The sequence below is a fragment of the Ensifer sp. D2-11 genome, assembly GCF_054161295.1.
This window is the reverse complement of record NZ_CP096433.1, coordinates 3,113,150-3,138,002: the sequence shown is the minus strand read 5'-3', so window position 1 is coordinate 3,138,002 and position 24,853 is coordinate 3,113,150. Positions and strand designations below refer to the sequence as shown.

Here is a 24,853-nt window from a genome sequence, read left to right as displayed (position 1 = left end):
TTGCGCCTGTACAGAAAAATGACAGGTGAAGGCAGACCCTTGAACGACGTAACGTTGAAACTGAAACCGGCGCGGCGGGAGCGGCTTGCCGATGTTCTCTACGGGCAAATTCTCGAGCAGATCGCCAGCGGCCAGATGGCCGAGGGGGCGAAGCTGCCGTCCGAAGCGCATATCTGCCGCGACTTTCAGGTTTCCCGTCCGGTCGTGCGGGAGGCGCTGATGCGGCTGCAGGCCGACGGCCTGGTGGTTTCGCGCCAGGGTATCGGCACCTTCGTGAAATCGCGCCCGTCCGACAAGCTCACCAGTCTCGCCGCTTCGGCCGAGATCGCGAGCTATCTGAGGGCTTTCGAGCCCCGGCTCGCGCTGGAGACGGAATGCGCGGGGCTTGCCGCGATGCGCCGGACAAAGGCTCAGCTCAATCAGATCGGCGAGGCGCTGGCGGCGCTGGAAGGCGCCTTCGCGCGCGGCGAAACCGGTTGGGAAGAGGATTTCGCCTTTCACCACGCCGTGGCAGAAGCCGCGGGAAACGAGCTTTTCCCGCGGCTTCTGGAAGAACTGCGTGACATTCTCAGCGGCTCGATGCGCATGGCGCTCGGCCTGACGCGGCAGGGCTCCGATGATCGCCGCCGCCGTGTCCTCGAAGAACACCGCAAGATCTACTCTGCCATTTCGGGCCAGAACCGGGACCTCGCCCGCCTTTACATGCGCTACCATCTGACGGAATCGCGCGCCCGTATCACCGGCTCCCATGGCGATCTCTGATCCGGTCATGCTCCGATCCACTTCAAGCGCTCGCCGATAGCCCGGCTCACGCTGCCGCGGCGCACCGCGCGGAGCGGCAGGCCTTCAGAATCGCGGTTTCAAGGGGCGTCTTCATGCAAATCTCCCGGCCGGTTTCTTGTATTTTTATTTTACAAGTTGAGCGAGGGCAAGAGCAATGATAGAGCAAACACCTGCGGCAACGAATTCAAATATGGACTTTAAGCGCCTCTGTACGCATTTCTCCTGGCAGCGGCCCGGGCCCATGGTGTGAAACATGTCTTTCGATTTAACATTTGAGTGTCTTCTGGAGTCGCGCTGCGACGTCGCCGAAAGCCCGGTTTTCGATGAGCGCCGGAACTGCCTGTTCTTCGTCGATATCGGCCGCAGCGCCCTTCATCGCGTCGATCTTTCAGGCGCCGGCCACGTCGAATGGACCGTCGAGGGCGGCGCCTGCAGCACCGGCCTTGCGCGCTCCGGACGCCTCGTGCTGGCGCAGCGCGATCGCGTGGTTCTGTTCGATCCCGACGCCGGCGCGGTCACCAGGGAAATCGCCGCGATCGAGCCGGACATTGCGGATACGCGTCTCAACGACGGCAAGGTGGGACCGGACGGCGCCTTCTGGGTGGGGACGATGCACGATGTGCCCGACCGCCGCCCCGTCGCGTCGCTCTACCGCGTCTCGCCCGAGGGCGCGGTGGAACGCAAGGTGGAAGGCGTGGTCTGCTCCAACGGCCTCGCCTGGAGCGGCGACGGTTCCCTTCTGTTTCACTCGGATTCGCGCGGGGCCTGGATCGACCGCTGGCAGTTCGATCCCGCAACGGGCGCGCTTTCCGGGCGCAGGCGGCTGGCAAGCCTGGACGAGGCGAGCGGCCGGCCGGACGGAGCCGCCACCGACGCGGAAGCCCATTACTGGAGCGCCGGCGTGTCGGCGGGCATCGTCAATCGCTTCTCGCCCGAAGGCCGCCTTGTCGGGACGCACCGCTTTCCGGTGCCGGCGCCGACCATGCCCTGCTTCGCCGGACCGGACTTGAAGACGCTTCTCGTCACGTCGCTGCGGCCCGCGGGCATCGGCAAGGAAAACCGCTCCGGCGGCATTTTTGTCGCAAGAAGCCCCGTGGCGGGTGTGGCCGTCCACCGCTTCGACGATCGTTGGATTTGAGGCTGCGTCTGCGGTCCGATCAGCGCTCCGGGACAGGCGGCAGTTCGGGCGCATCCAGTCCCCTGAAGGGATCGCACCAGGCATCGATCTCCTCGAGCCGGTCATTCCAGCGGCAGATGTTGGGATAATCGCCAAGCGGCAGCCCGGCGGCATCGTTGAAGGGCAGAAAGGTCGCCATTCGGAAATCCGCATGGGACACGGCGCCTCCGACCAGCCAGTTCCGCCCGGAAAGCTCCATATCGAGTATCGCCGCTGCCGTACGGAACATCCTCAGCCCCTCCTCGATCAGCTGCTGGTCGATCGGGCCGAGCCCATAGCGCTGCTTCGTGCCGCGCTCGAACTGCACCATGTCGCAAGCTCGTACGAAGTTTTCCTTGCCCCAGCTGATCCATCGGACCATGTCGGGTTCGTCGTCGCCGATGCGCCAGAAATCCGATTGCATCGCGCGTGAAAGCCGGCAGGCGATCGCGTCGGCCTCCCAAAGGCTTTTTCCGGCCTCCACGAGTATCGGCAGCGAAAGGTTCGGGTTGAGCGGCCGAAACCGTTCCGCCTGCCCCGGCGCGAAGGGCGAGGCGAACTCGAACTCGACCTCGGCCCCGAGATGGCGTGCCACCGCGACGGCAAGACGCGGATTGGGATTGCGGCTGTAGAACAGTTTCATCGCATGGCCCTGCCGTCGGCGCCGAAGACATGGCAGCGCGACGGGTCGAAGTGGACGGCGAGATTGGAGCCGCGCTCGACCTTCTGCTGCCCCTCCAGCGCGACGGTCAGCTGCTGGCGATCCGGCGTGATCCCGTAGAGCATGGTTTCGCCGCCGAGATTCTCGACGATCTCGACATTGACGGTAGCGAGCTTGATACCGCCCTCGCGCGCGGAAAGATGCTCCGGCCGGATGCCGAACGTGACGTCCTGCCCCTGTGTCGCACCGTTCAGGCGGCGGGGAAGGCGGATCGTTCCGCCGCAGACCTCGATCGCCGTTTCGCTTCCGGTGACGTCCGCGATCCGCGCCTTGAGAAAATTCATCTTGGGGCTGCCGATGAAGCCGGCGACGAAACGGTTGACGGGATTGTTGTAGAGATCGAGCGGTGCGCCCACCTGCTCGATCCGGCCGGAATTCAGGACGACGATCTTGTCGGCCATGGTCATGGCCTCCACCTGATCGTGCGTCACATAGATCATGGTGTTGCCGAGGTCCCGATGAAGCCTTGAGATCTCCACGCGCATCTGCACGCGGAGTTCGGCGTCGAGGTTGGAAAGCGGCTCGTCGAAGAGGAAGATGCGCGGCTCGCGCACGATCGCGCGGCCGATCGCCACGCGCTGCCGCTGACCGCCGGAGAGCGCCTTCGGCTTGCGGTCGAGCAGCTTTTCGATCTGCAGGATCTCGGCCGCCCGGCGCACCTTCGGCTCGATTTCGGCCTTCTTGAAGCCGGCCGTTTCGAGGCCGAAAGCGAGATTCTTGTAGACCGACATGTGCGGATAGAGCGCATAGGACTGGAACACCATAGCAATGCCGCGTCTGGCGGGTGCCACTTCGTTCATCCGGTCGCTGTCGAGCATCAGCGTGCCGCCGGAAATCTCCTCCAGTCCGGCGATCATTCTGAGCAGCGTCGACTTGCCGCAACCGGACGGACCCACGAAGACGGCGAACTCGCCGGGGTCTATGGTCAGGTCGATGCCGTGGATCACGTCGAGCGCGCCGTAGCGCTTCTCGACCTTCTGAAGAACGACGCTCGTCGCCATGTCAAAGTCCCTCCCTGCGGCCTTTATCGGGTATTCGCACGCCAATCGGCATATTTCGGGCTGTCCGGCCCAAGCGGTAACTCAATTTCGCGGCCGGTATCGGCGGATTGATAGATCGCGGTGACCAGTTCCAGTGCGCGGCGCGCGTCCTGCGTCGTCACGGGCAGGGGTCCCCTGCCGCTCAGGAAATCGTGGAAATGCGCCATCTGGGTGGTAAAGCGTGGCGAGACCGGGCGCCAGTCGCCGGTCACTTCGTCTATCCGCGCCTGCACTTCGTCATTTGACGCGATGATCTTCCACGGATCCTTACCCGGCGCATAGGGTTCGTGGCTGCTTTCGAAGGTGACGTTCTCGAAATGCAGCCTGAGCCGGCTGATCTGCTCCTGCGAGCCGAGCGTACAGGAAAGCGAAACGAAGGCGCCGTTCTTCATGAGCAGGCTCGCCGAGGCGCAATCCTCGACCTCGATGTCGTTGACCCGGGTCGCGACGCGGCCGAATACGCGCGCCACCGGGCCGAGAAGATGCAGCATCATATCGTGCAGATGCAGCGCGTGGGTGACGAGCACGCCGCCGAGCTCCGTCGCCCACTTGCCGCGCCAGGGGACGGAATAATATTCGGGCGTGCGCAGCCAGAACGTCTCGACCGAGCCGACATAGGGCTTGCCCGCGATGCCCGCCTCGATGATGCGCTTGGCTTTCTCGATGCCGTCGCCATAGCGGTACTGGAAGATCGGCATCAGCACGCCGCGGGCCTCTTTCTCGGCTTCCATGATCGCATCGACGCCCGCGAGCGATCCGGTCAGCGGCTTTTCGCAGATCACATGCTTGCCGGCGGCAAGTGCTGCGAGCACCTGTTCGAGATGGATGCCTGGCGGGGTGCAGATGTCGATGATGTCGATGCTGTCGTCGGCGAGCAGTTCGTCGAAGGAGCGGGTCCGCTGCTCGATGCCGAATTCGTTGCCGACCTCGTTCAGCCGCTCCTCGTTGAGGTCGCAGAGAGCCTGGACCCGGAACTTGTCCGGGTGCGGCTGATAGCCTTCGACGATGTGCGAACGCCCGATGCCGCAGCCGATGATGGCAACTGTCTTCACGCTCATGTCAGTTCCTGTCCCCGTTCTGTTCGGCGATCGCCTGCGCCTGAAGCGCAAGCTCCATGGCCTTGAAGCAGCGCTCCTGCGGCATTGCGGTTTCGGTCCTGTCGCGGATGTCGGCGAGGAACTGGCGCCCGAAGGGCAGGTCGACGCGAGAGCAGTCGATATGTTCGACGCCGTTGCGGTCCGCGAGAAACAGGTGGTTGCCGCCTTCGCGGCCGGCGAGATCGACCGTCTTGCGGACCTCGATCGTTCCGGAGGTGCCGACGATGAAGAGCCGGCCGTCACCCCAGGTCGGCATTCCCTCCGGGGTCAGCCAGTTCACATGGATCATACCGGTTGTCCGCCCCGTCGAGAGGTGGATACTGCCCGTATCCTGCAGTTCCGGAGCGTCGGGAACGCTCCGGTTGCCGACGCTCGCCGATAGCACGGTCGCGTCGTTGACGCCGGTGAAGAACAGGAACTGCTCGCACTGGTGCGACGCGATGTCGGTCAGGATGCCGCCATAGTCCGCGCGGCGGAAGAACCAGTCGGGCCGCGTCTCGCGGCGCAGCCTGTGCGGGCCGAGGCCGACGATGTGCACCACCTCGCCGATCGCGCCGGCGGCGACGAGCTCGCCGGCCTTGACCGTGGCTGGGCTCTCGAAATGCTCCGAATAGAGGATCGAGAAGATGCGGCCCGTCTCGGCCTGGACCCGGCGCAGCTTGGCGAGCTGGTCGAAGCTCGTCATGCCCGGCTTGTCGACAAGCACGTCCTTGCCGTGCTGCATGGCACGGATCGCCAGTTCCGCGCGCTCGCTCGAAACGGCGGCCGAGACGATGAGGCCGATGTTCTCGTCCTCGAGGATTTCCTCTGCCGTCGCGATGCGCCGGGCGTCTGCGTAGACGGCGGAAAATTCCGCGGCCAGCGCATCGTCCTTCTCGTGGAAGCCGGCGAGGCGGGCGCCGGCCCGAAGCAGGCAGTTGACCTGGCCGTAGATGTGGTTGTGGTTGAGCCCGACGGCAGCGAAACGCAGTTCGTCCATGATGATTTTCAAGCTCCGTCGCTCAGCGCTTCATGCCGGTTGTGGCGATGCCCTCGATCAGAAGGCGCTGGAAGAAGAGGAAGAAGAAGAACACCGGCACGAGCGAGAGCGTCGACATGGCGAAGAGCCCGCCCCAGTCGGAGGTGCTGCTGGAGTCGACGAAGGTCCTCAAGCCGAGCTGGATCGTGTAGCTGTTCATGTCGTTGAGGTAGATCAGCGGCCCGAAGAAATCGTCCCAGGTCCAGATGAAGGAGAAGATGGCGGCCGTCGCCAGAACGGGAAGCGATAGCGGCAGCATGATCTTCCAGTAGATGCGCCAGGCGCCGCAGCCGTCCATCATCGCCGCTTCGTCCAGTTCGCGCGGTATTCCGCGGAAGAACTGCACCATCAGGAAGATGAAGAAGGCATCGCTGGCGAGGAACTTCGGGACCACCAGCGGCAGGAAGGTGTTCACCCAGCCGAGATCGAGGAAGAGCACATATTGGGGAATGAGCGTCACGTGATAGGGGATCATCATCGTGCCGAGCATGATCGCGAACCAGAAATTCCGCCCCGCGAAGCGCAGCCTCGCGAAGGCATAGGCCGCGAGCGAGCAGGCGACGACATTGCCGACGACGGTGAGGACCGCAATGACCAGCGAGTTCCAGAAGAACCGCCCGAAGCTGACGTCGAGCCCGAACCAGCCGCGCACATAGGAGGAAAAGTCCACCGAGGAGGGCCAAAGCGACGTCGAGGCGAAGATCTCGTCCTCCGGCCTGACCGAGGCCGAGATCATCCACAGGAGCGGATAGATCATGGCGATCGAGGCGGCGATCAGGGCGGCGTGAACGAGGAACGATCCGACAGGGCCGCGGCGGCCCGTCGGGACCGGCGGCGGGGCGGTTACCGAGCTCATGGTCGCGTCAGTCATCGTAGTGCACCCAGTAGCGAGAGGTGAGGAACGAGAAGGCCGTGAACAGCCCGATGATCAGCACGAGAATCCAGGCAAGCGCCGAGGCGTAGCCCATGCGGAAATTACCGAAGGCCTCCTGGTAGAGGTAAAGAGTGTAGAAGAGCGTCGAGTTGATCGGGCCGCCGGTGCCGCCGGAAATGATGAAGGCGGGAGTGAAGGCCTTGAAAGCGTCGATCGTCTGCACGACCGCGTTGAAGAAGATGACCGGCGTCAGCAGCGGCAGCGTGATCTTGTAGAACTGACGGAACTTGGACGCCCCGTCGAGGCTTGCCGCCTCGTACATGTCCGTCGGGATCTGCCGAAGGCCCGCGAGGAAGATGATCATCGGCGATCCGAACTGCCAGACGCTCAAGACCACGAGCGTCCATATCGAATAGTCCGGATGCGAGATCCAGCTCGGCCCCTCGATGCCGAACTGGGCCAGCAGGCTGTTGATCAGGCCGTCGCCGGCAAAGAGCTGTCGCCAGAGCACGGCGATAGCGACGCTGCCGCCAAGCAGCGACGGCAGGTAGAAGATCGCCCGATAGACGGTGAGCCCCCGGACGCCACGGTCGAGAAGGATCGCGACGAGCAGCGCGAAGGCGAGCTTGAAGGGCACCGAGAGCACGACATAGAGAAACGTCACCTTGACGGCAGCGGCGAACTTCGGGTCGGCCGTCGCGATGCGCGCGTAGTTGGCGGTGCCGATCCATTCCGGCGCGCGGATCAGGTCGAAGTTCGTGAAGGAGAGATAGAGTGACGCGATGGCGGGCCCGAGCGTCAGGCCGAAGAAGCCGATGAGCCATGGCAACAGGAACATGTAGCCGGCTCCATGGCTTGCCCATATCCTGGCCAGGCGACCCTGTGCGGCCGGGCGCGAAGACGCGCCCGTGCCGACTGCGACAGCGGTGTCCTGCACGGCCGCCATCCTCCTTAACCCCGCGCGAGGATCTGGCTGACCTCGTTCACCAGCGTCTCGCCCCCTTGCTTGGCGTCGAGCTGACCGAAGCCGACCTGTTCGGCGACGTTGCGCAGAGCGAATTCCGCCTCGCCGGCACCGCTGGGCGGCGGCGGCGGCAGATCGCCGGCAAGCGCTCCGAGGCCCGAGACATAGTCGAGCATGGCGCGGCCGAGCTCGTCGAGCGTCGACGCCAGTTTTTCGCGCACGGCTGCCGATTCCGGTACGCCGCGCTCGACGCCCAGGATTTCGGCGGCTTTCGGATCCTTGACGAAGAAGTTGACGTATTTGGCGCCGAGTTCCGGGTCCTTGGTCTGGGCCGAGACCGAGAAGAACATCGACGGCTTGCGGTAATGGCCGCCCTTCGCATCCTTGCCGATCAGCGGATGGCTTCTCAGCGCCAGCTTGTCCTTGTTTATGCCCTGATAGGCGACGAACTGGTTGGAGTGCGCGAAGGAAGCGGCCGCCTTGCCGAGCGACAGCGGGCTCGTCTCCACATTGTACTGGTCGAGCGCCTGGATGTCCGGCGGGACGCAGGCCTTGTCCTCGCGCATCTTCTGCCACATGGCGAACCATTCGGCCGCATCGTTCGCATCATAGGCGATCTTGCCGTCCGCGGTGAACAGGGCCTTGCCGCGCTGGCGCAGCCAGTTTTCGAAAAGCGGCTCGACCGCGCTGCCGTCGGAGAGGCCATAGAAGCCCTTGCGCTTGCCTGCCTTGGTGATCTCGGCGCCGATTCGCGCCATCTCATCCCAGGTCGTTGACGGCGTCGGAAGTTCAATGCCGGCTTCCTCGAAAGCGGCGGCATTGACCATCATCGCTGCCGAGTTGGCGCCGAGGCTGATGCCGTAGAGCTTGCCTTCGACGCTGCCGCCCTTGATCTGCACCTGGTCGAAATCCTCGACCTTGAGCACGGAGCCGAGATAGTCGTCGAGGGGCGCGAGCGCGCCGCGCCGGGCATATTCGACGATGTAGCGATAGTCCATCTGGATGATGTCGGGCGCATTGCGCCCGGCGACCTGGGTCGCAAGCCGTGGCCAGTAGTCGCTCCAGCCGAGGAATTCGCCATTGATGGCGACGCCCGCGTTCTGCTCCTGAAAGAGCTGATTGACCTTGTTCGTGCGGTCGGCACGGGCCTGCGAACCCCACCAGAGCACCCGCAGCCGCGCCTCCTGCGCAAAGGCGGGCGCCAGTGCGGACATCGAAAGAAGTGCCGCCCCTCCCGCGAGTACATTTCGCCTGCTGATCTTATGCGTCATCTGTTCCTCCTCCCTTCGGAACGCCTCCACAACGTTCCGGCCTCTTGCAACAAATAACTATTTGGTTACAAGTTATGGACAAGCAATGATCCTGTCAAGCAGTTGTGTGCGGAACTATCATTGACTTGTAAATTATTATGACAAAGTTGCACCCGAATGCCGCTAAAGGCAAGGGGATGCGGAGGTCGCGTGTGATGGAGAAGATGCGAGACGGAGCGAAGGGGAGGAACGGGTCCGGGGGGCGGGCGGAACGGACGCTGCAGCGCGACCCCGAGCGCACGCGCGCATCGATCCTCGCCGCTGCGACCCGGGAGTTCGCCGAAAACGGCATAGGCGGCGCCCGCGTCGATGCCATCGCCGAGAGGGCGGGCATCAACAAGCGCATGCTCTACCACTACTTCGGCGACAAGGAGCAGCTTTATCTCGCGGTCCTGGAAGAGGCCTATGTCGGCATAAGAACGGCGGAAAAATCCTTAAACCTCAGCGACTTGGAACCTGAACAGGGAATTGCCGAGCTCGCCATGTTCACCTGGGGCTACTTCCTGGAGCATCCGGAGTTCCTCAGTCTCCTCGGCACCGAAAACCTGCACCGGGCCCGCTGGCTGCGTCAGTCGACGCGTCTAAAGGAACTGCATTCGAGCTTCATAGACAAGCTCTCCGACCTTCTCCAGCGCGGCAAGGCCGGTGGCCTCTTTCGGCCCGATGTCGACCCGCTGAACCTCTATCTGACGATCGCCGCCCTCGGCTATTTTTACCTTTCCAACCAATACACGCTCTCGACGATCTTCGGCCGCGACCTCATGGACAAGAGCAATCTCGACGTCTGGCAGCGCCATATCGTCCATGTCACGCTGGCATCGATCCGGCGCTGATCCAGGCACATGTCGTTTTTTTTGTTGACAAGTGTGATTCTCCTCTGCCACAAAGTAACCGATTAGTTACTGGCTTGGGAGGGCTGGTTCTTTCCCCTCACGGGCCTCTCAGGGAGGAACGGCATGCCGCGTTTGGGTATAATATTGCACGGTGTCACCGGCCGCATGGGATACAACCAGCACCTGGTGCGCTCGATCCTGGCCATCCGTGATCAGGGCGGGATCACGCTCCAGTCGGGCGAAAGGCTGGAGATCGATCCGATCATCGTCGGCCGCAATCGCGACAAGATGGAGCAATTGGCCAAGCGCCATGATATTGCCCGCTGGTCGACCGATCTCGACGCGGCGCTTGCCGATCCGAACGACCAGATCTTCTTCGATGCCGGCACGACGCTGATGCGTGCCGAGCTCATCGGCCGCGCGCTCGACGCCGGCAAGCACGTCTATTGCGAGAAGCCGATCTCCGATGATCTGAGGACGGCGGTCAAACTGGCGCGGAAGGCGCGCGCCTCCGGGCTCAAGCATGGGGTCGTTCAGGACAAGCTGTTCCTGCCGGGCCTTCGCAAGCTGGCCCTGCTGAGGGATTCAGGCTTCTTCGGCAAGATCCTCTCGGTGCGTGGCGAGTTCGGCTACTGGGTGTTCGAAGGCGATTGGGGCGTTCCGGCCCAGCGGCCCTCATGGAACTACCGGAAAAAGGACGGCGGCGGCATCATCCTCGACATGCTCTGCCACTGGCGCTACGTGCTCGACAATCTCTTCGGGGAAGTGAAGGCGGTCTCCTGCCTCGGCGCGACCCATATCCCAAGCCGCATCGACGAACAGGGTCGCGCCTACGACTGCGACACCGACGACGCGGCCTATGCCACCTTCGAACTCGAGGGCGGCATCGTCGCGCATATCAATTCCTCCTGGGCGGTGCGCGTGCGGCGCGACGATCTGGTGACGTTTCAGGTCGACGGAACCCATGGTTCCGCTGTCGCCGGGCTCACGAAGTGCTGGACGCAGCACCGCGTCAATACCCCGAAACCGGTCTGGAATCCCGATCAGCCGCAGACGATCGATTTCTACAGGACCTGGGACGAGGTGCCGGATACGCAGGCCTTCGACAACGGCTTCAAGGCGCAGTGGGAAATGTTCCTGCGCCACGTGGCGGAGGACGGTCCCTGGCCCTACGGGCTCGAGGCCGGCGCCAAGGGCGTGCAGCTTGCGGAACTCGGCCTCAAATCCTGGGCGGAGCGCCGCTGGCTCGACGTTCCGGAATTGGAGCTCTGAGCCATGGTCAGCATCGATCTTCCAATCGAAGGCAGGCTTGCCCGCTACGACCTCGCGGGGCGGCCGGTGCCTTTCAACAGCCGCGATGCCAATGCCTTTTCCAGGGTCGCCTTCGCCGCCGCCCATGTGGTCGCCGACCCGCTCGCCGACAACGATCCCTGGCTGGCGCCGGCGATCGACTGGGAGCGCACGCTCGCCTTTCGTCACCGCCTCTGGGATCTCGGTCTCGGCGTCGCCGAATCGATGGATACAGCCCAGCGCGGCATGGGCCTCGGCTGGCCGGAAGCGCGCGAACTCATCCGCCGCTCGCTTGCCGAAGCGCGCGGCCGCCCGGACGCGCTGATCGCCTGCGGCGCCGGCACCGACCATCTGGCGCCGGGGCCGGACGTGTCGATCGACGATATTCTCGCGGCCTATGAGAGCCAGATCGAGGCGATCGAGGCAGAAGGAGGTCGGATCATCCTGATGGCGAGCCGGGCGCTTGCCGCCGCGGCAAAGGGCCCGGAGGACTATATCCGCGTCTACGACCGCGTTCTCTCCCAGGTGAAGGAGCCGGTGATCATCCATTGGCTCGGCGAGATGTTCGATCCGGCGCTCGAAGGCTATTGGGGCAATGCCGACCACATGGCGGCGATGAAGACCTGCCTCGACGTCCTCGAGGCGCACGCCGCCAAGGTCGACGGCATCAAGATTTCGCTCCTTTCCAAGGAGAAGGAGATCGTGATGCGGCGGCAACTGCCGAAAGGCGTGCGCATGTATACCGGCGACGACTTCAATTATGCCGAGCTCATCGCCGGCGACGAGGAAGGGCATTCGGACGCGCTGCTCGGCATCTTCGACGCTATCGCGCCGGTGGCTTCGGCGGCGCTGGAAGCGCTGGGTAGCGGGCGGAACGGCGAATTCTTCGAATTGCTGGAGCCGACGGTGCCGCTGTCGCGCCACATCTTCAAGGCCCCGACGCGTTTCTACAAGACCGGCGTCGTCTTCCTTGCCTATCTGAACGGTCTACAGGACCATTTCGTCCTGATCGGAGGGCAGCAGAGCGCCCGATCGCTCGTCCATCTCGCCGAGCTTTTCCGCCTGGCGGACAAGGCGGGGGCCCTCGCCGATCCGGAGCTTGCGACCGCGCGCATGCGGCGCGTGCTCGCCGTGCACGGCGTCGAGTGAGGCCTTTGCGATGACGGAAGCCCCGCGCGTCAGGCTGGCCGAAGCGGAGGTTTTCGAGCGGCCGGTCGAATTCCGTTTTCCCTTCCGCTTCGGATCGGCGCGCGTTGCGACCGCGCCGCAGGCCTTCGTCCGGGTGCGGGTCGAGGATGCGCGCGGCCGGTCCGCCATCGGCTGGTCGGCCGAGATGATGATGCCGAAATGGTTCGACAAGAACCCGGGCCTTTCGCCGGAGGATAATGTCGAGCAGCTTCGTGCCTCCTTGCGGCTGGCGATCGAAGGACTGACATCGCTGCAGGCGCAGACCCCCTTTGGCCTGCATGCGGCTGCCGAGGGTGATCACCACCGGGCGGCAGCCGGGCATGGTCTGCCAGCCCTTGTCGCCTCCTACGGCCTCGCGCTTCTTGACCGCGCCATCCTCGATGCGCTGTGCCGCATGACCGGAGCAAGCGCCCCCGGGGCGGTCAGAGCCAACCTGCCGGGCATCACCGGCGCCACCGCGCCCGATCTGGAAGGCTTCGACCTTGCGCGGTTCCTTTCGCGCCTCGAACCCGGCCCGAGGCTGGCCGTTCGCCACACGATCGGCCTTGCCGACGCGTTGACGGCGGCCGATCTAGCGCCTGGGCAGCGGCTGGAGGACGGACTGCCGCAGACGCTGGAAGAGGTGATCGCCGCCTATGGCCATCGTTATTTCAAGATCAAGGTTTCGGGGCGCCCGGCCGAGGACACCCGGCGTCTGCTCGCCATCGCCGCGGTCCTCGACCAGCGCGTCGATGCGTATCGGGTGACGCTCGACGGCAACGAGCAGTTCGAAAATGCCGATGCCGTTGCCGATCTTCTCGACCGGATCGCCGAAGAGCCGCGTCTCGAAAAATTGCGCGCCTCGGCGCTCTTCTTCGAGCAGCCGATCGCTCGCGCCGAGGCGCTGTCGAGGCCGGTCACGGAGGTCGCCCGGCGGATGCCGCTCGAAATCGACGAGTCCGATGGCGATATCGGCGCATTTCTCCGTGCCCGCGCGCTCGGTTATGCCGGCATCTCCTCGAAGTCCTGCAAAGGCTTCTACCGGGCACTCGTCAACCGCGCTCGCGTGGAGATGTGGAACGCCGAGGCCGGGGCCGCGCGCTATTTCATGTCCGCCGAGGACCTGACGACGCAGTCGGGCCTGGCGCTCCAGCAGGACCTCGTGCTGGCAGCGCTTGTCGGCGCCGGCCACGTCGAACGCAACGGCCACCACTATGTCGACGGCATGGCCGGCGCCCCGGCGGCGGAGCAGGCCGCCTATCTCGCCCATCATGGCGATCTCTACGAAAGCGGTTCCGGGCGGGCGCGGCTGGCGATCCGGGGCGGTGAAATCACTTTTTCCACCGTCTTGCGGTCCGTCGGCCTCGGCTCATCCGTCGAGCCGGACTGGGCGGCGATGGTATCCTGAAATCGGGAGGAGAACATATGCAGGTCGAGGGGCTTTCCATCAATCTGGCGACGATCCGGGAGCAATGCGGCTTCGCCGAAGCCGTGGATATCTGTCTGAAGCACGGCATCACGGCGATCGCGCCCTGGCGCGACCAGGTGGCGGCGATCGGCCTCGGCGAGGCCGGGCGTATCGTCCGGGCCAACGGGCTGAAGCTGACCGGGCTCTGCCGCGGCGGCTTCTTTCCGGCGCCGGACGCGTCAGGCAGGGAGAAGGCGATCGATGACAACAGGCGCGCGGTGGACGAGGCAGCGGAGCTCGGCGCCGACTGTCTGGTGCTGGTCGCCGGCGGCCTGCCGGGCGGCTCGAAGAACATCGACGCGGCCCGCCGGATGGTTGTGGAAGGGATCGCGGCAGTGCTGCCGCATGCGCGCGCGGCCGGCGTGCCGCTTGCGATCGAGCCGCTGCATCCGATGTATGCCGCCGACCGCGCCTGCGTGAACACGCTCGGCCAGGCTCTCGACATCTGCGAGACCCTTGGCCCGGGCGTCGGCGTGGCGATCGACGTCTATCACGTCTGGTGGGACCCCGATCTGGCCAATCAGATCGCGCGGGCCGGCAAAATGAAGGCGATCCTCGCTCACCACATCTGCGATTGGCTCGTGCCCACGAAGGACATGCTGACGGATCGCGGCATGATGGGCGACGGCGTCATCGATCTCAAGGGCATCCGGCGGCGGATCGAGGCGGCCGGCTTCCACGGGGCGCAGGAGGTCGAGATCTTCTCCGCAGACAACTGGTGGAAGCGCCCGGCCGACGAGGTGATCGCGACCTGTGTGGAACGCTACCGGAATTGCTGCTGATATGCTGGGGCAGGATGTTTCTCCTACAAGATATGACAGGGATTGCGTGAGGGTATGATGGACAACAAGCGTCGCTTTGCGCTGGTCGGCACCGGCAACCGCGGAACCACCATGTGGGGCAGGGATCTTCTGGCCGGCTGGCGCGGCCTCGTCGATCTCGTCGCCATTGCCGATACGAACGCGCTGCGGGCCGAGCGCGCCCGCACGATGATCGCCACCAATGCGCCTGTTTACGGCAATGTCGATGCGATGCTTGCCGAAACGCGCCCCGATCTCGTCATCGTCTGCACGCCGGACGACACGCATGACGATATCGTCGTGCGCGCATTGGAGTCCGGCGCCGACGTCATCACCGAAAAGCCGATGTCGACCACGGTCGAGAAGATCCGCCGCATTCTCGACGCGGAGAAGCGGACCGGGCGGCGGGTGGACGTTTCCTTCAACTACCGCTTCGCGCCGACCGCAGCGCGCATCAAGGAACTCCTCAATGCCGGCGAGATCGGCCGCGTCACCTCGGTCGACTTCCACTGGTATCTCGATACGCGCCACGGCGCCGATTATTTCCGCCGCTGGCACGCCTATGCGGAACACTCGGGCAGCCTCTTCGTGCATAAGGCGACACACCATTTCGATCTCCTGAACTGGTATCTCGACAGCGATCCGGAGGCGGTCAGCGCCTTTGCCGACCTGCAGATGTACGGCCGCAGGGGACCGTTTCGCGGGCCGCGCTGCAAGCTCTGTCCTCACAAGAGCGAGTGCGACTTCTACCTCGATCTCGAAGCCGATCCGTTTCTCGACTCGCTCTATGAGGAACCTTCCGAAATCGACGGCTATTTCCGCGACGGCTGCGTCTTCCGCGAGGACATCGACATCCCCGACACGATGGTCGCGAATATCCGCTACCGCAACGACGTCCACGTCTCCTATTCGCTCAATACCTTCCAGCCGATCGAGGGCCATCACATCGCCTTCAACGGTACGAAGGGCAGGATCGAGCTTCGCCAGTACGAGGATCAGCCCTGGGAGACGCCGCCCGAGGACGTGATCCTGCTCGTCCGCAACTTTCCGAAGGGCAAGCCGGCGATGGAACGGATCACGGTGCCGCATTTTCCCGGCGGGCACTATGGCGGCGACGACCGGCTGCGGAATACGCTCTTCGAGCCGGACGCAAAGGATCCGCTGGGACAGCGCGCCGGCGCGCGGGCCGGTGCCATGTCGGTCCTTTGCGGCATTGCGGCGCTCCAGAGTTCGCGTACCGGCGAGATCGTCCGCCTGGCCGATCTGATGCCGGAATTGTTCACCGACGGGGCGCAGCCGATGCGCAAGCTCGCGGCGAATGCCGGGTAGGGCGTAGTCGGGGTTAGAGTACTTCCAGGAAAAGTGTGTAACGGTTTTCCGTCCGGAAGTGCGTTAGATCACTTTGATCTGCTGCATGTTTTTGTCCTTTAATCGGATACGATTAAAGGAAACATGCAGTAGGCGCTAACCCGCGTCAAAGTCAGATGTTTGACCTGCACATTTTCCCTCTTGAACCTCTAGCCGCTAGAGGACTTAGCCTGCTTCCGGTTTCGTAAGGAGCATGGAATGACAGGCATATTTCGGGAAACGAGATTTCGCGTCGATGGGATGGATTGCGCATCCTGCGCTGCCAAGATCGACACGGCCGTAAGGCGGGTTGCAGGGGTCGAGGACGTCAATGTCTCGGTGGCCGCCGGCACCATGACCGTCCGGCATGCGGCGCGCGACGATATCGGCGCGCAGGTGATGCGGAAGGTCGGTGTCCTCGGCTACGGTCTTTCGCCGCTTGACGTTGCGGCGGAACGGCAGCCGGCTCAGAGCGAGCACGCCTGCTGCGGCCACGACCATGCCGCGGGCTCTGCGCATGGCGAAGCGAGCCACGATCACGGGCATTCAACCGCCCTTCCGGCAAGCACGAAGCCGTCCTCCCGTTTCACGGCGCCGTTGCCATGGTGGCGAACGGCAAAAGGCAAGCTCACGCTCGCCTGTGGCGTTGCCCTTGCCTCAGCCTATGCGATCGGCCAGTTCGTTCCCGCCACCGAGCCCTGGATTTTCACCCTCGCCATGCTCGTCGGCCTGTTGCCGATCGCAAGACGTGCGCTCATGGCAGCACTTTCCGGCACACCTTTCTCGATCGAGATGCTGATGACCATTGCGGCCGCCGGTGCCGTCTTCATCGGCGCCGGCGAGGAAGCGGCCATGGTCGTCTTCCTCTTCCTGATCGGGGAACTGCTGGAGGGCGTTGCCGCGGGCAAGGCGCGGGCGAGCATACAGGCGCTGACGGCGCTCGTGCCGAAATCGGCGCTCCTCGAAGAAAACGGCAGGACCGTGGAGGTTCCCGCCGAAAGCCTGGCCCCTGGCGCCATCGTCCTCGTCCGTCCCGGCGACCGGCTCCCGGCCGATGGCATCATCGTCTCCGGCGAGAGCAGCGTCGACGAGGCGCCGGTGACCGGCGAGAGCACGCCCGTCCTGAAGGAAGCCGGCGCGAATGTCTTTGCCGGAACCGTCAATGGTGACGGCGCGCTGCGGGTGCGCGTCACCGCTGCGGCGGCCGACAATACCATCGCGCGCGTCATCAGGCTTGTCGAAGAGGCGCAGGAGAAGAAGGCGCCGACGGAGCGTTTCATCGATCGCTTCTCCCGCTATTACACGCCGGGCGTGGTGCTCGTCGCGGCATTGGTTGCGGTCATCCCGCCGCTCTTCTTCGGCGGCCTGTGGCAGGATTGGATTTATAAAGGGCTCGCGCTTCTCCTGATCGGTTGCCCCTGCGCCCTCGTCATCTCCACGCCGGCCGCGATCGCCGCGAGCCTTTCGGCAGGTGCACGCCGCGGTCTTCTGATCAAGGGCGGCGCCGTCCTCGAAAATCTCGGCAGGATCACAGCCGTCGCCTTCGACAAGACCGGAACGCTCACCGAAGGCAGGCCGAAGCTGACCGACATCGTCGGCTTCGGCAGATCGGAGGCGGAGATCCTCGGCTACGCCGCTGCGCTCGAACAGGGATCCAGCCATCCGCTGGCCCGTGCCGTCCTGTCGCGTGCCGAAGCCGATGGTTTGGCGCTCCTTCCCGTCGAAGGCGCCAAGGCCATCGGCGGCAAGGGTGTTGCCGCCTCCGCAGACGGCGTCGAGCTTTTCCTCGGCTCGCCCGAGGCGGCCCGGGAGCGCGCGCCGCTGGCGGCGGAAGACCTGGCTCGGATCGAAACCCTGCAGGGTGAGGGGAGGACCGCCTCCGTGCTCGTCGTCGGCGGGAGGGCAGCCGGAGCGCTTGCCATGCGCGACGAGCCGCGTGCGGATGCCGCGGCGGGCCTGAGGGCGCTCGCCGATCAGGGTTTGCGCGTGGTGATGCTCACCGGCGACAATCGGGCGACGGCCGAGGCGATCGCCGGCCGGATCGGGGGCATCGAGGCGCATGCCGGGCTTCTGCCGGAGGACAAACAGCGCATCGTAAGCAGGCTCAGGGCCGAGGGTCTCGTGGTGGCGAAGGTCGGCGACGGCATCAACGACGCGCCGGCTCTGGCGGCGGCGGATGTCGGCATCGCCGTTGGCGGCGGCACCGATGTGGCGCTGGAAACGGCCGATGCCGCCAGCCTCCATGCCCGCGTCTCGGACGTCGCCGCGATGGTGAAGCTGTCGCGGGTGACGATGCGCAACATTCACCAGAACATCGCGATCGCGCTCGGCCTCAAGGCCGTGTTCCTGGCGACGACGATTGCCGGCGTGACGGGTCTCTGGCCGGCGATCCTCGCCGATACCGGCGCGACTGTCCTGGTGACGATCAACGCATTGAGGCTGCTGCGCTAGTTGTCCAAGCGCTGACAAGACCCCTCCCTGCCGCCCTTGCGGCAGGGGAAGCGCGAGACACGCCATGCAACCGTGCCCATCGGCTGCAATCTCCCCTGTGTATATTCGCGCTGGACTCTCACCAGCGATCCTATGAAAGTATAAGGAGATCTCGTCGCCCAGGCTTTCGCGCCTGAAAATCGATGATAAACTTATACCAAATGGTAAAAAAATTGTCGGCACGGTTTCTGCGATGAGCCGAAGCGGGCAAAAAGGGGATCGCAGGCCAATATGAACAATATTGCCATCGAATTGCGTGGAATAGACAAGAGCTTCGGGCTGGTCCACGCCAACAGGAACATCAATCTCAGGGTTCGCAAGGGCACGATCCACGGCATCATCGGGGAAAACGGTGCCGGCAAGTCGACGCTGATGTCGATCCTTTATGGCTTCTATCAGGCCGACAACGGCGAGATCCTGGTCGACGGCAAGCCTGTTTCCATTCGCGATCCGAATGCGGCGATCTCCGTGGGGATCGGCATGGTCCACCAGCACTTCATGCTGGTCGAGAACTTCACCGTGCTCGAAAACGTCATGTTGGGCGCCGAAGACAGCCAGATCCTCAACAAGGGTATCGCCAAGGCGCGGCAGGAGCTGAAACGGCTCGAGAAGGAATATGCCCTCGAGGTCAATCCGGACGCCCTGATCGAGGAGCTGCCGGTCGGCCTGCAGCAGCGCGTGGAGATCCTGAAGGCGCTTTATCGCCGGGCCGATATCCTGATCCTCGACGAGCCGACCGGCGTCCTGACGCCGGCCGAGGCGGACCACCTGTTCCGCATCCTCGGCCAGCTCAAGGCTCAGGGAAAGACGATCATCCTCATCACCCATAAGCTGCGCGAGATCATGGCGATCACCGACGAGGTCTCGGTCATGCGCCGCGGCGAGATGGTGGCGACGCGCACGACGCGTGAAACCTCGGTCGAGGAGCTGGCCGAGCTGATGGTCGGCCGGCGCGTGCTGCTTCGTGTCGAGAAGGGCGAGAGCAATCCCGGTGACGTGAAGCTCGCCGTCCAGGGGCTGACGGTCAAGGACAGCCGCGGCGTGACCATGGTCGACAACGTCTCCTTCGATGTTCGTGCAGGCGAGATCGTCGGCATCGCCGGCGTGGCCGGCAACGGTCAGTCGGAACTGCTCGAAGCGATCGCCGGCATCCGCAAGGCCGCCTCCGGGACGGTTCTCCTCAACGGCAGGCCGGTGGACGTGACGGGCAACGCAGACGCGGCCGAACTCAGGGGTCGCGGACTGGCGCATGTGCCGGAAGACCGGCATCACGTCGGGCTCGTGCTCAAATTCGAGGAGTGCGAAAACGCGATCCTCGGTTACCACCATGACCCGCGCTTCGCCAACGGCATGTTCCTGAACATCGATGCGATCCGCAAGGATGCCGAGGAGAAGATTGCCAAATATGATATTCGCCCGCCGAATGCGCGGCTGAGGACTGCCAACTTCTCCGGCGGCAACCAGCAAAAGGTCGTGCTTGCGCGCGAGATGGAGCGGGATCCGGACGTCCTCATCATCGGCCAGCCGACCCGCGGCGTCGATGTCGGCGCGATCGAATTCATCCACAAGCGGATCATAGAGATGCGCGATCAGGGCAAGGCCGTTCTGCTGGTCTCGGTCGAACTCGACGAGATCCGTTCCCTTTCCGACCGCATCCTCGTGATGTTTGCCGGACGCGTCGTCGGCGAACGCAGCCCCGAGGCGACCGAGGGCGAGCTCGGCCTCCTGATGGCCGGCGTCGAAGGCCGCAAGGAGGCCGCAGAATGAGTACGCCCTATGCGAAACTGCCGGGATGGGTGGAATATGGCCTCATCCCGCTGATCAATCTTGCCGTCGCCTTCCTCGTCGCCGGCCTCGTCGTTCTCCTCGTCGGCGAAAACCCGCTCGAAGCCGCCTATCATCTCATCAACGGTGCCTTCGGCCGCGGCGAATATATCGGCTTCACGCTCTATTACGCGACGACCTTCATCTTCACCGGACTCGCGGTGGCGGTCGCCTTTCATGCCGGTCTTTTCAACATCGGCGGCGAGGGCCAGGCCTATGTCGGCGGCATCGGCGTGGCGCTCGCCTGCCTCTGGCTCGACCAGACGATGCCCTGGTACGTGGTCTTCCCGCTCGCCATCGTCGGGTCCGCCTTCTTCGGCGCGCTCTGGGCGTTCCTGCCCGGCTGGCTGCAGGCCAAACGCGGCAGCCATATCGTCATCACCACCATCATGTTCAATTTCATTGCCTCGAGCCTGATGGTCTATCTGCTGACCCGCGTGCTGAAGCCGCTCGGCTCCATGGCGCCGCAGACGCGGACCTTCGCTGAGGGCGGGCAATTGCCGAAGCTCGACTGGCTGCTGTCGATCTTCGGCCTCAATATCGGCACGGCGCCGTTCAACATCTCCTTCCTCCTGGCGCTGGCGGCCGCCTTCGCGGTCTGGGTGCTGATCTGGCGCACCAGGCTCGGCTACGAGATGCGCACCATGGGCCATAGCCCGTCTGCCGCGCGCTATGCCGGTATCAGCGAAAGCCGCATCACCGTCGTCGCCATGATGATATCAGGCGGTCTTGCCGGCATGATGGCGCTGAACCCGATCATGGGCGAGCAGTTCCGCATGCAGCTCGATTTCGTGCAAGGCGCCGGCTTCGTCGGCATCGCGGTCGCGCTGATGGGGCGCTCGCATCCGGGCGGCATCATTCCCGCCGCGATCCTTTTCGGCGTGCTCTATCAGGGCGGCGCCGAGATCGCCTTCGAGATGCCTTCGATCTCCCGGGACATGATCGTCATCATCCAGGGTCTCGTGATCCTTTTTGCCGGGGCGCTCGAGAACATGTTCCGGCCGGCGATCACGCGCGCCTTCGCGGCGCGGGGCCAGCGCGCGGCCGCCGTCGTGCAGACCAAGGGAGCCTGAAACCATGGATTTCTTCCACGTTCTCGTCGTGCTCCTGGAATCGACGATCCGCGTCTCCGTGCCGCTGGTCTTCGCAGCCCTTGCCGGCCTCTTCACCGAACGCGCCGGCGTCTTCGACATCGGCCTCGAGGGCAAGATGCTCGGTGCGGCCTTTGCCGCCGGTGCGGCGGCAGCCGTCACGCAGTCCGTCTGGGTGGGGCTCGGTGCGGCGATCCTCGTTTCCGTGGCCCTGTCGCTCGTCCACGGCTATGCTTCGATCACCCAGCGCGGCAACCAGATCGTCTCGGGTGTGGCGATCAACTTCATCGTCGCCGGTTCCACCGTGATCCTGGGGGAGGCCTGGTTCCGGCAGGGCGGCCGCACGCCGGCGCTCGCCGAAGGCGCGCGATTCCAGACGATCAACTTCCCCGACGCGGACATGATCCGCGAGATCCCCGTCCTCGGGCCGGTCTATGCGGACCTTCTGTCCGGCCATTTCCTGCTCACCTATCTCGCCTTCGCGATGGTGCCGATCAGCTGGTGGATTCTCTACCGCACCCGTTTCGGCCTGAGGCTGCGCGCCGTCGGCGAGAATCCGGGCGCGGTCGATACCGCCGGCATCTCGGTGATCTGGCTCAGATATCGCGCGGTCATCTGCTGCGGCATTCTCTGCGGCTTTGCCGGCGCCTATCTGTCGCTGGCGATGACGGCGGGCTTCGTCAAGGGCATGACGGCGGGCAAGGGCTATATCGCGCTCGCGGCGCTCATCTTCGCCAAATGGCGCCCGCTCAATATCATGTTTGCCTGCCTGCTCTTCGGCTTCCTCGACGCGCTCGCCATCCGTCTGCAGGGCACGCCCTTGCCGCTTGTCGGCCAGGTTCCGGTGCAGCTCATGCAGGCGCTGCCCTATATCCTCACCGTCATCCTGCTTGCCGGCTTCATCGGCAAGGCCATTCCGCCGAAGGCGGGCGGCGTACCCTATGTGAAGGAGCGCTAATGCATGTCGCCCGAAAGTGCGCAGCGGTTTCGGGATAACGATATGCATAACTATAAGGAAAAACCCATGTCCAAGGACGAACTCTTTGTCGCGGCGCGTGAAGCCATGGCAAAGGCGCATGCGCCCTATTCCAAGTTTCCGGTCGGCGCCGCCATTCGCGCCGAGGACGGCAGGATCTATACGGGCGCAAACATCGAGAACCTGTCCTTTCCGGAGGGCTGGTGCGCCGAGACGACGGCGATCAGCCATATGGTGATGGCCGGCCAGCGCAAGATCACGGAAGTCGCGGTGGTGGCCGAGAAACTCGCGCTCTGCCCGCCCTGCGGCGGCTGCCGCCAGCGGCTGGCGGAATTTTCCGGTGCGAGCACCCGCATCTATCTTTGCGACGAAACGGGGATCAGGAAGACGCTGGCGCTCTCCGACCTGCTGCCGCACAGCTTCGAGACGGAGATTCTCGGATGACGGCGGCGGCGGACTTCCTCAAGGGCAGGCTCGGAGCGCTTGCGCCCCGCTACGGGATCGTGCTCGGTTCCGGCCTCGGCTCTCTCGTCGACGCGGTGGCGGAGCCGCTGCGCATCCCCTATGCGGACATACCGGGCTTTCCGGTGAGCAGCGTTTCCGGCCATGCCGGCGAGTTCGTGGCGGGCAGGATCGGCGACACTCCCGTCGCCGTGCTTTCCGGCCGTGCCCATTATTACGAACGCGGCGACGCCAATGCCATGCGCGTGCCGATCGAAACGCTGAAGCGGATCGGCGTCGAGAACCTGATCCTCACCAATTCCGCCGGGTCGCTGCGCGAAGACATGCCGCCGGGCTCGGTCATGCGCATTGCCGATCACATCGCCTTTGCCGGCGCCAATCCGCTGATCGGCGTCGAAAGCGATGAGCGCTTCGTCGGCATGACAAATGCCTATGACGCGGCGCTGGCCATAGGGATGGAGGAGGCCGCCGAACGCCTCGGCATCCCGCTCGCGCGCGGCGTCTATATGTGGTTCACCGGACCGAGCTTCGAGACGCCGGCCGAAATCCGCATGGCCCGTATCCTCGGCGCCGATGCGGTCGGCATGTCCACGGTGCCGGAGGTCATTCTCGCCCGGTTCTTCGGGCTCAAGGTCGCCGCTGCCTCCGTCGTCACCAATTTCGCCGCCGGCATGACCGGGTCGGAACTCAGCCATGAAGAAACCAAGCAAATGGCGCCGCTCGGCGGCACGCGGCTGGCGGCAATCCTGAAAGAGATGATCTCGAGCGAAGGCTGAATGGCCATGCTTCCGCAGGAAATCATACGAAAGAAAAGGGACGGCGATCGGCTCGATCCGGCGGAGATCGCCGGTTTCGTCGCGGGCGTGACCGATGGCTCGGTTTCGGAAGGGCAGGCGGCCGCCTTCGCCATGGCGGTCTGGTTCTCCGGCATGAATCGCGACGAATGCGTGGCGCTGACGCTGGCGATGCGCGATTCCGGGGAAACGCTCGACTGGAGCGATCTCGCACGCCCCATTGTCGACAAGCACTCGACGGGCGGCGTCGGCGACAATGTCTCGCTGATGCTGGCGCCGATCGTCGCCGCCTGCGGTGCGGCCGTGCCGATGATTTCGGGCCGGGGGCTCGGCCACACCGGCGGGACGCTCGACAAGCTCGAATCGATCCCCGGCTATGACATCCAGCCTTCGCCGGAACTGTTCCGCCGCGTGGCCGACGAGGTCGGCTGCGCGATCATCGGCCAGACGGCCGATCTGGCGCCGGCCGACAAGCGCCTCTATGCGATCCGCGACGTGACGGCGACGGTCGATTCGGTGCCGCTGATCACCGCATCGATCCTGTCGAAAAAGCTCGCCGCAGGGCTACGGTCGCTGGTGCTCGACGTCAAGCTCGGCAACGGCTCCTTCATGACCGATCCTGCCGAAACCGAAGTCCTGGCGCGTTCGCTTGTCGAGGTCGCCAATGGTGCGGGCGTGCGCACCTCTGCGCTGATCACCGACATGAACGAGCCGCTGGCGGACGCGGCTGGCAACGCGCTCGAAATCGAGAACTGCCTGGCTTATCTGCGCGGCGAGAAAGCGGGAACCCGCCTCGATCAGGTCGTGATGGCCTTGGCTGCGGAGATGCTCGTTGCAGCGGGTATTGCGGCTCACGAAACCGAAGCCGAAGCCATGGCGCGGCGCGTTTTGGGGAGCGGGGAGGCGATGGAGCGCTTCGGCCTCATGGTGCATCGGCTCGGCGGCCCTGCCGATTTTGTCGATCGCCCGGGCGCTCATCTTGCCAAGGCACCTGCGATCCTTGCCGTGCCGGCGGGCCGGCATGGTTATCTCACGTCCTGCGAGACGCGCGAACTGGGAATGGCGGTCATCGAGCTCGGCGGCGGGCGCATCCGCCCGGATGACCGGATCGATCACCGCGTCGGTCTTACCGGCCTGAGGCCGCTCGGGGCGAAAGTCGAAAAGGGCGAGCCGATCGCCTTCGTCCATGCTGCCGACCGAAGCCGGGCCGAGGCCATCGCAAAGAGGGTTGCGACGCTCTACGCGATCTCGGACGAGGAGCCGGCGCGACGGCCGGTGATCGTTTCGAAGCTCAGAGCCGGTTGAGGAAAAGCGTGTGCGGTTTTCCGAGGCGACAGGACGGCAGGCC

Annotated in this window: 22 protein-coding genes; 15 read left to right on the top strand and 7 right to left on the bottom strand. The window is 64.5% G+C overall.

Going from position 1 to position 24,853, the window contains the following annotated elements; translation table 11 throughout:
• Nucleotides 1–39: 39 nt before the first annotated feature.
• Together M1D34_RS15070 and M1D34_RS15065 are read left to right on the top strand one after the other, a co-directional pair.
• Nucleotides 40–762 (top strand): FadR/GntR family transcriptional regulator, encoded by a 723-nt coding sequence (locus M1D34_RS15070; protein ID WP_003532493.1) that lies wholly within the window; start codon nucleotides 40–42, stop codon nucleotides 760–762.
• A gap of 274 nt (nucleotides 763–1,036) precedes the next feature.
• Entirely contained in the window at nucleotides 1,037–1,921 is an 885-nt protein-coding gene (locus tag M1D34_RS15065; protein ID WP_498779717.1) for an SMP-30/gluconolactonase/LRE family protein, read from the top strand.
• A 19-nt stretch (nucleotides 1,922–1,940) separates the two neighbouring features.
• Here the strand turns inward: M1D34_RS15065 and M1D34_RS15060 are convergent, their stop codons facing one another.
• The 7 genes from M1D34_RS15060 to M1D34_RS15030 are packed head-to-tail and all read right to left on the bottom strand — an operon-like array spanning nucleotide 1,941 to nucleotide 8,924.
• The gene (locus tag M1D34_RS15060; RefSeq protein ID WP_498779716.1) at nucleotides 1,941–2,582 is read right to left on the bottom strand and encodes a glutathione S-transferase family protein; all 642 of its coding nucleotides are present in this window, start codon (nucleotides 2,580–2,582) and stop codon (nucleotides 1,941–1,943) included.
• Entirely contained in the window at nucleotides 2,579–3,661 is a 1,083-nt protein-coding gene (locus M1D34_RS15055; RefSeq protein ID WP_498779715.1) for an ABC transporter ATP-binding protein, read from the bottom strand. The genes M1D34_RS15060 and M1D34_RS15055 overlap by 4 nt, the downstream gene beginning before the upstream one ends.
• Before the next feature lie 23 nt (nucleotides 3,662–3,684).
• On the bottom strand, nucleotides 3,685–4,758 hold the full coding sequence (locus M1D34_RS15050) for a Gfo/Idh/MocA family protein (protein WP_498779714.1): 1,074 nt from the start codon (nucleotides 4,756–4,758) through the stop codon (nucleotides 3,685–3,687).
• Between the two features lies 1 nt (nucleotide 4,759).
• Complete coding sequence (locus tag M1D34_RS15045; RefSeq protein ID WP_013844972.1) at nucleotides 4,760–5,776, bottom strand: Gfo/Idh/MocA family protein; 1,017 nt, start codon at nucleotides 5,774–5,776, stop codon at nucleotides 4,760–4,762.
• 22 nt (nucleotides 5,777–5,798) lie between these two features.
• Nucleotides 5,799–6,686 (bottom strand): carbohydrate ABC transporter permease, encoded by an 888-nt coding sequence (locus M1D34_RS15040; protein WP_003532486.1) that lies wholly within the window; start codon nucleotides 6,684–6,686, stop codon nucleotides 5,799–5,801.
• Nucleotides 6,679–7,635 (bottom strand): carbohydrate ABC transporter permease, encoded by a 957-nt coding sequence (locus tag M1D34_RS15035; protein ID WP_014529984.1) that lies wholly within the window; start codon nucleotides 7,633–7,635, stop codon nucleotides 6,679–6,681. The genes M1D34_RS15040 and M1D34_RS15035 overlap by 8 nt, the downstream gene beginning before the upstream one ends.
• 5 nt (nucleotides 7,636–7,640) lie before the next feature.
• Nucleotides 7,641–8,924: an ABC transporter substrate-binding protein gene (locus M1D34_RS15030; protein ID WP_003532482.1), complete on the bottom strand. Its 1,284-nt coding sequence runs from the start codon at nucleotides 8,922–8,924 to the stop codon at nucleotides 7,641–7,643.
• 194 nt (nucleotides 8,925–9,118) lie between these two features.
• On the opposite strand from M1D34_RS15030, the gene M1D34_RS15025 reads away from it, so the two are divergent.
• From M1D34_RS15025 to deoA, 13 genes are all read left to right on the top strand, one after another.
• Complete coding sequence (locus M1D34_RS15025) at nucleotides 9,119–9,796, top strand: TetR/AcrR family transcriptional regulator (protein WP_003532480.1); 678 nt, start codon at nucleotides 9,119–9,121, stop codon at nucleotides 9,794–9,796.
• 123 nt (nucleotides 9,797–9,919) lie between these two features.
• On the top strand, nucleotides 9,920–11,068 hold the full coding sequence (locus M1D34_RS15020; RefSeq protein ID WP_027990572.1) for a Gfo/Idh/MocA family protein: 1,149 nt from the start codon (nucleotides 9,920–9,922) through the stop codon (nucleotides 11,066–11,068).
• A 3-nt stretch (nucleotides 11,069–11,071) separates the two neighbouring features.
• Nucleotides 11,072–12,235, top strand: a complete 1,164-nt coding sequence (locus M1D34_RS15015) for a dihydrodipicolinate synthase family protein (RefSeq protein ID WP_498779709.1) — start codon at nucleotides 11,072–11,074, stop codon at nucleotides 12,233–12,235.
• 10 nt (nucleotides 12,236–12,245) lie between these two features.
• Entirely contained in the window at nucleotides 12,246–13,661 is a 1,416-nt protein-coding gene (locus M1D34_RS15010; protein WP_498779707.1) for an enolase C-terminal domain-like protein, read from the top strand.
• Between the two features lie 17 nt (nucleotides 13,662–13,678).
• Complete coding sequence (locus M1D34_RS15005) at nucleotides 13,679–14,503, top strand: sugar phosphate isomerase/epimerase family protein (protein ID WP_003532465.1); 825 nt, start codon at nucleotides 13,679–13,681, stop codon at nucleotides 14,501–14,503.
• Between the two features lie 57 nt (nucleotides 14,504–14,560).
• Nucleotides 14,561–15,850 carry a Gfo/Idh/MocA family protein gene (locus M1D34_RS15000; RefSeq protein WP_498779705.1) on the top strand — a complete coding sequence of 430 codons (1,290 nt, stop codon included), beginning with the start codon at nucleotides 14,561–14,563 and terminating at the stop codon, nucleotides 15,848–15,850.
• 237 nt (nucleotides 15,851–16,087) lie between these two features.
• Nucleotides 16,088–18,319, top strand: coding sequence for a heavy metal translocating P-type ATPase (locus M1D34_RS14995; RefSeq protein WP_498779703.1), 2,232 nt, complete (start codon nucleotides 16,088–16,090; stop codon nucleotides 18,317–18,319).
• A 270-nt stretch (nucleotides 18,320–18,589) separates the two neighbouring features.
• Nucleotides 18,590–20,125: an ABC transporter ATP-binding protein gene (locus M1D34_RS14990; protein ID WP_010968369.1), complete on the top strand. Its 1,536-nt coding sequence runs from the start codon at nucleotides 18,590–18,592 to the stop codon at nucleotides 20,123–20,125.
• Nucleotides 20,122–21,255, top strand: coding sequence for an ABC transporter permease (locus M1D34_RS14985; RefSeq protein WP_003536144.1), 1,134 nt, complete (start codon nucleotides 20,122–20,124; stop codon nucleotides 21,253–21,255). Before M1D34_RS14990 ends, M1D34_RS14985 begins: the two co-directional genes overlap by 4 nt.
• 4 nt (nucleotides 21,256–21,259) lie before the next feature.
• Complete coding sequence (locus M1D34_RS14980; protein ID WP_003536145.1) at nucleotides 21,260–22,231, top strand: ABC transporter permease; 972 nt, start codon at nucleotides 21,260–21,262, stop codon at nucleotides 22,229–22,231.
• Between the two features lie 66 nt (nucleotides 22,232–22,297).
• A complete protein-coding gene (locus M1D34_RS14975) occupies nucleotides 22,298–22,693 on the top strand; it encodes a cytidine deaminase (protein ID WP_003536146.1) in 396 nt (131 codons plus the stop codon).
• The gene (locus tag M1D34_RS14970) at nucleotides 22,690–23,487 is read left to right on the top strand and encodes a purine-nucleoside phosphorylase (protein WP_498779700.1); all 798 of its coding nucleotides are present in this window, start codon (nucleotides 22,690–22,692) and stop codon (nucleotides 23,485–23,487) included. The genes M1D34_RS14975 and M1D34_RS14970 overlap by 4 nt, the downstream gene beginning before the upstream one ends.
• Nucleotides 23,488–24,810 (top strand): thymidine phosphorylase, encoded by a 1,323-nt coding sequence (gene deoA, locus M1D34_RS14965; protein ID WP_498779698.1) that lies wholly within the window; start codon nucleotides 23,488–23,490, stop codon nucleotides 24,808–24,810.
• Nucleotides 24,811–24,853: the final 43 nt, after the last annotated feature.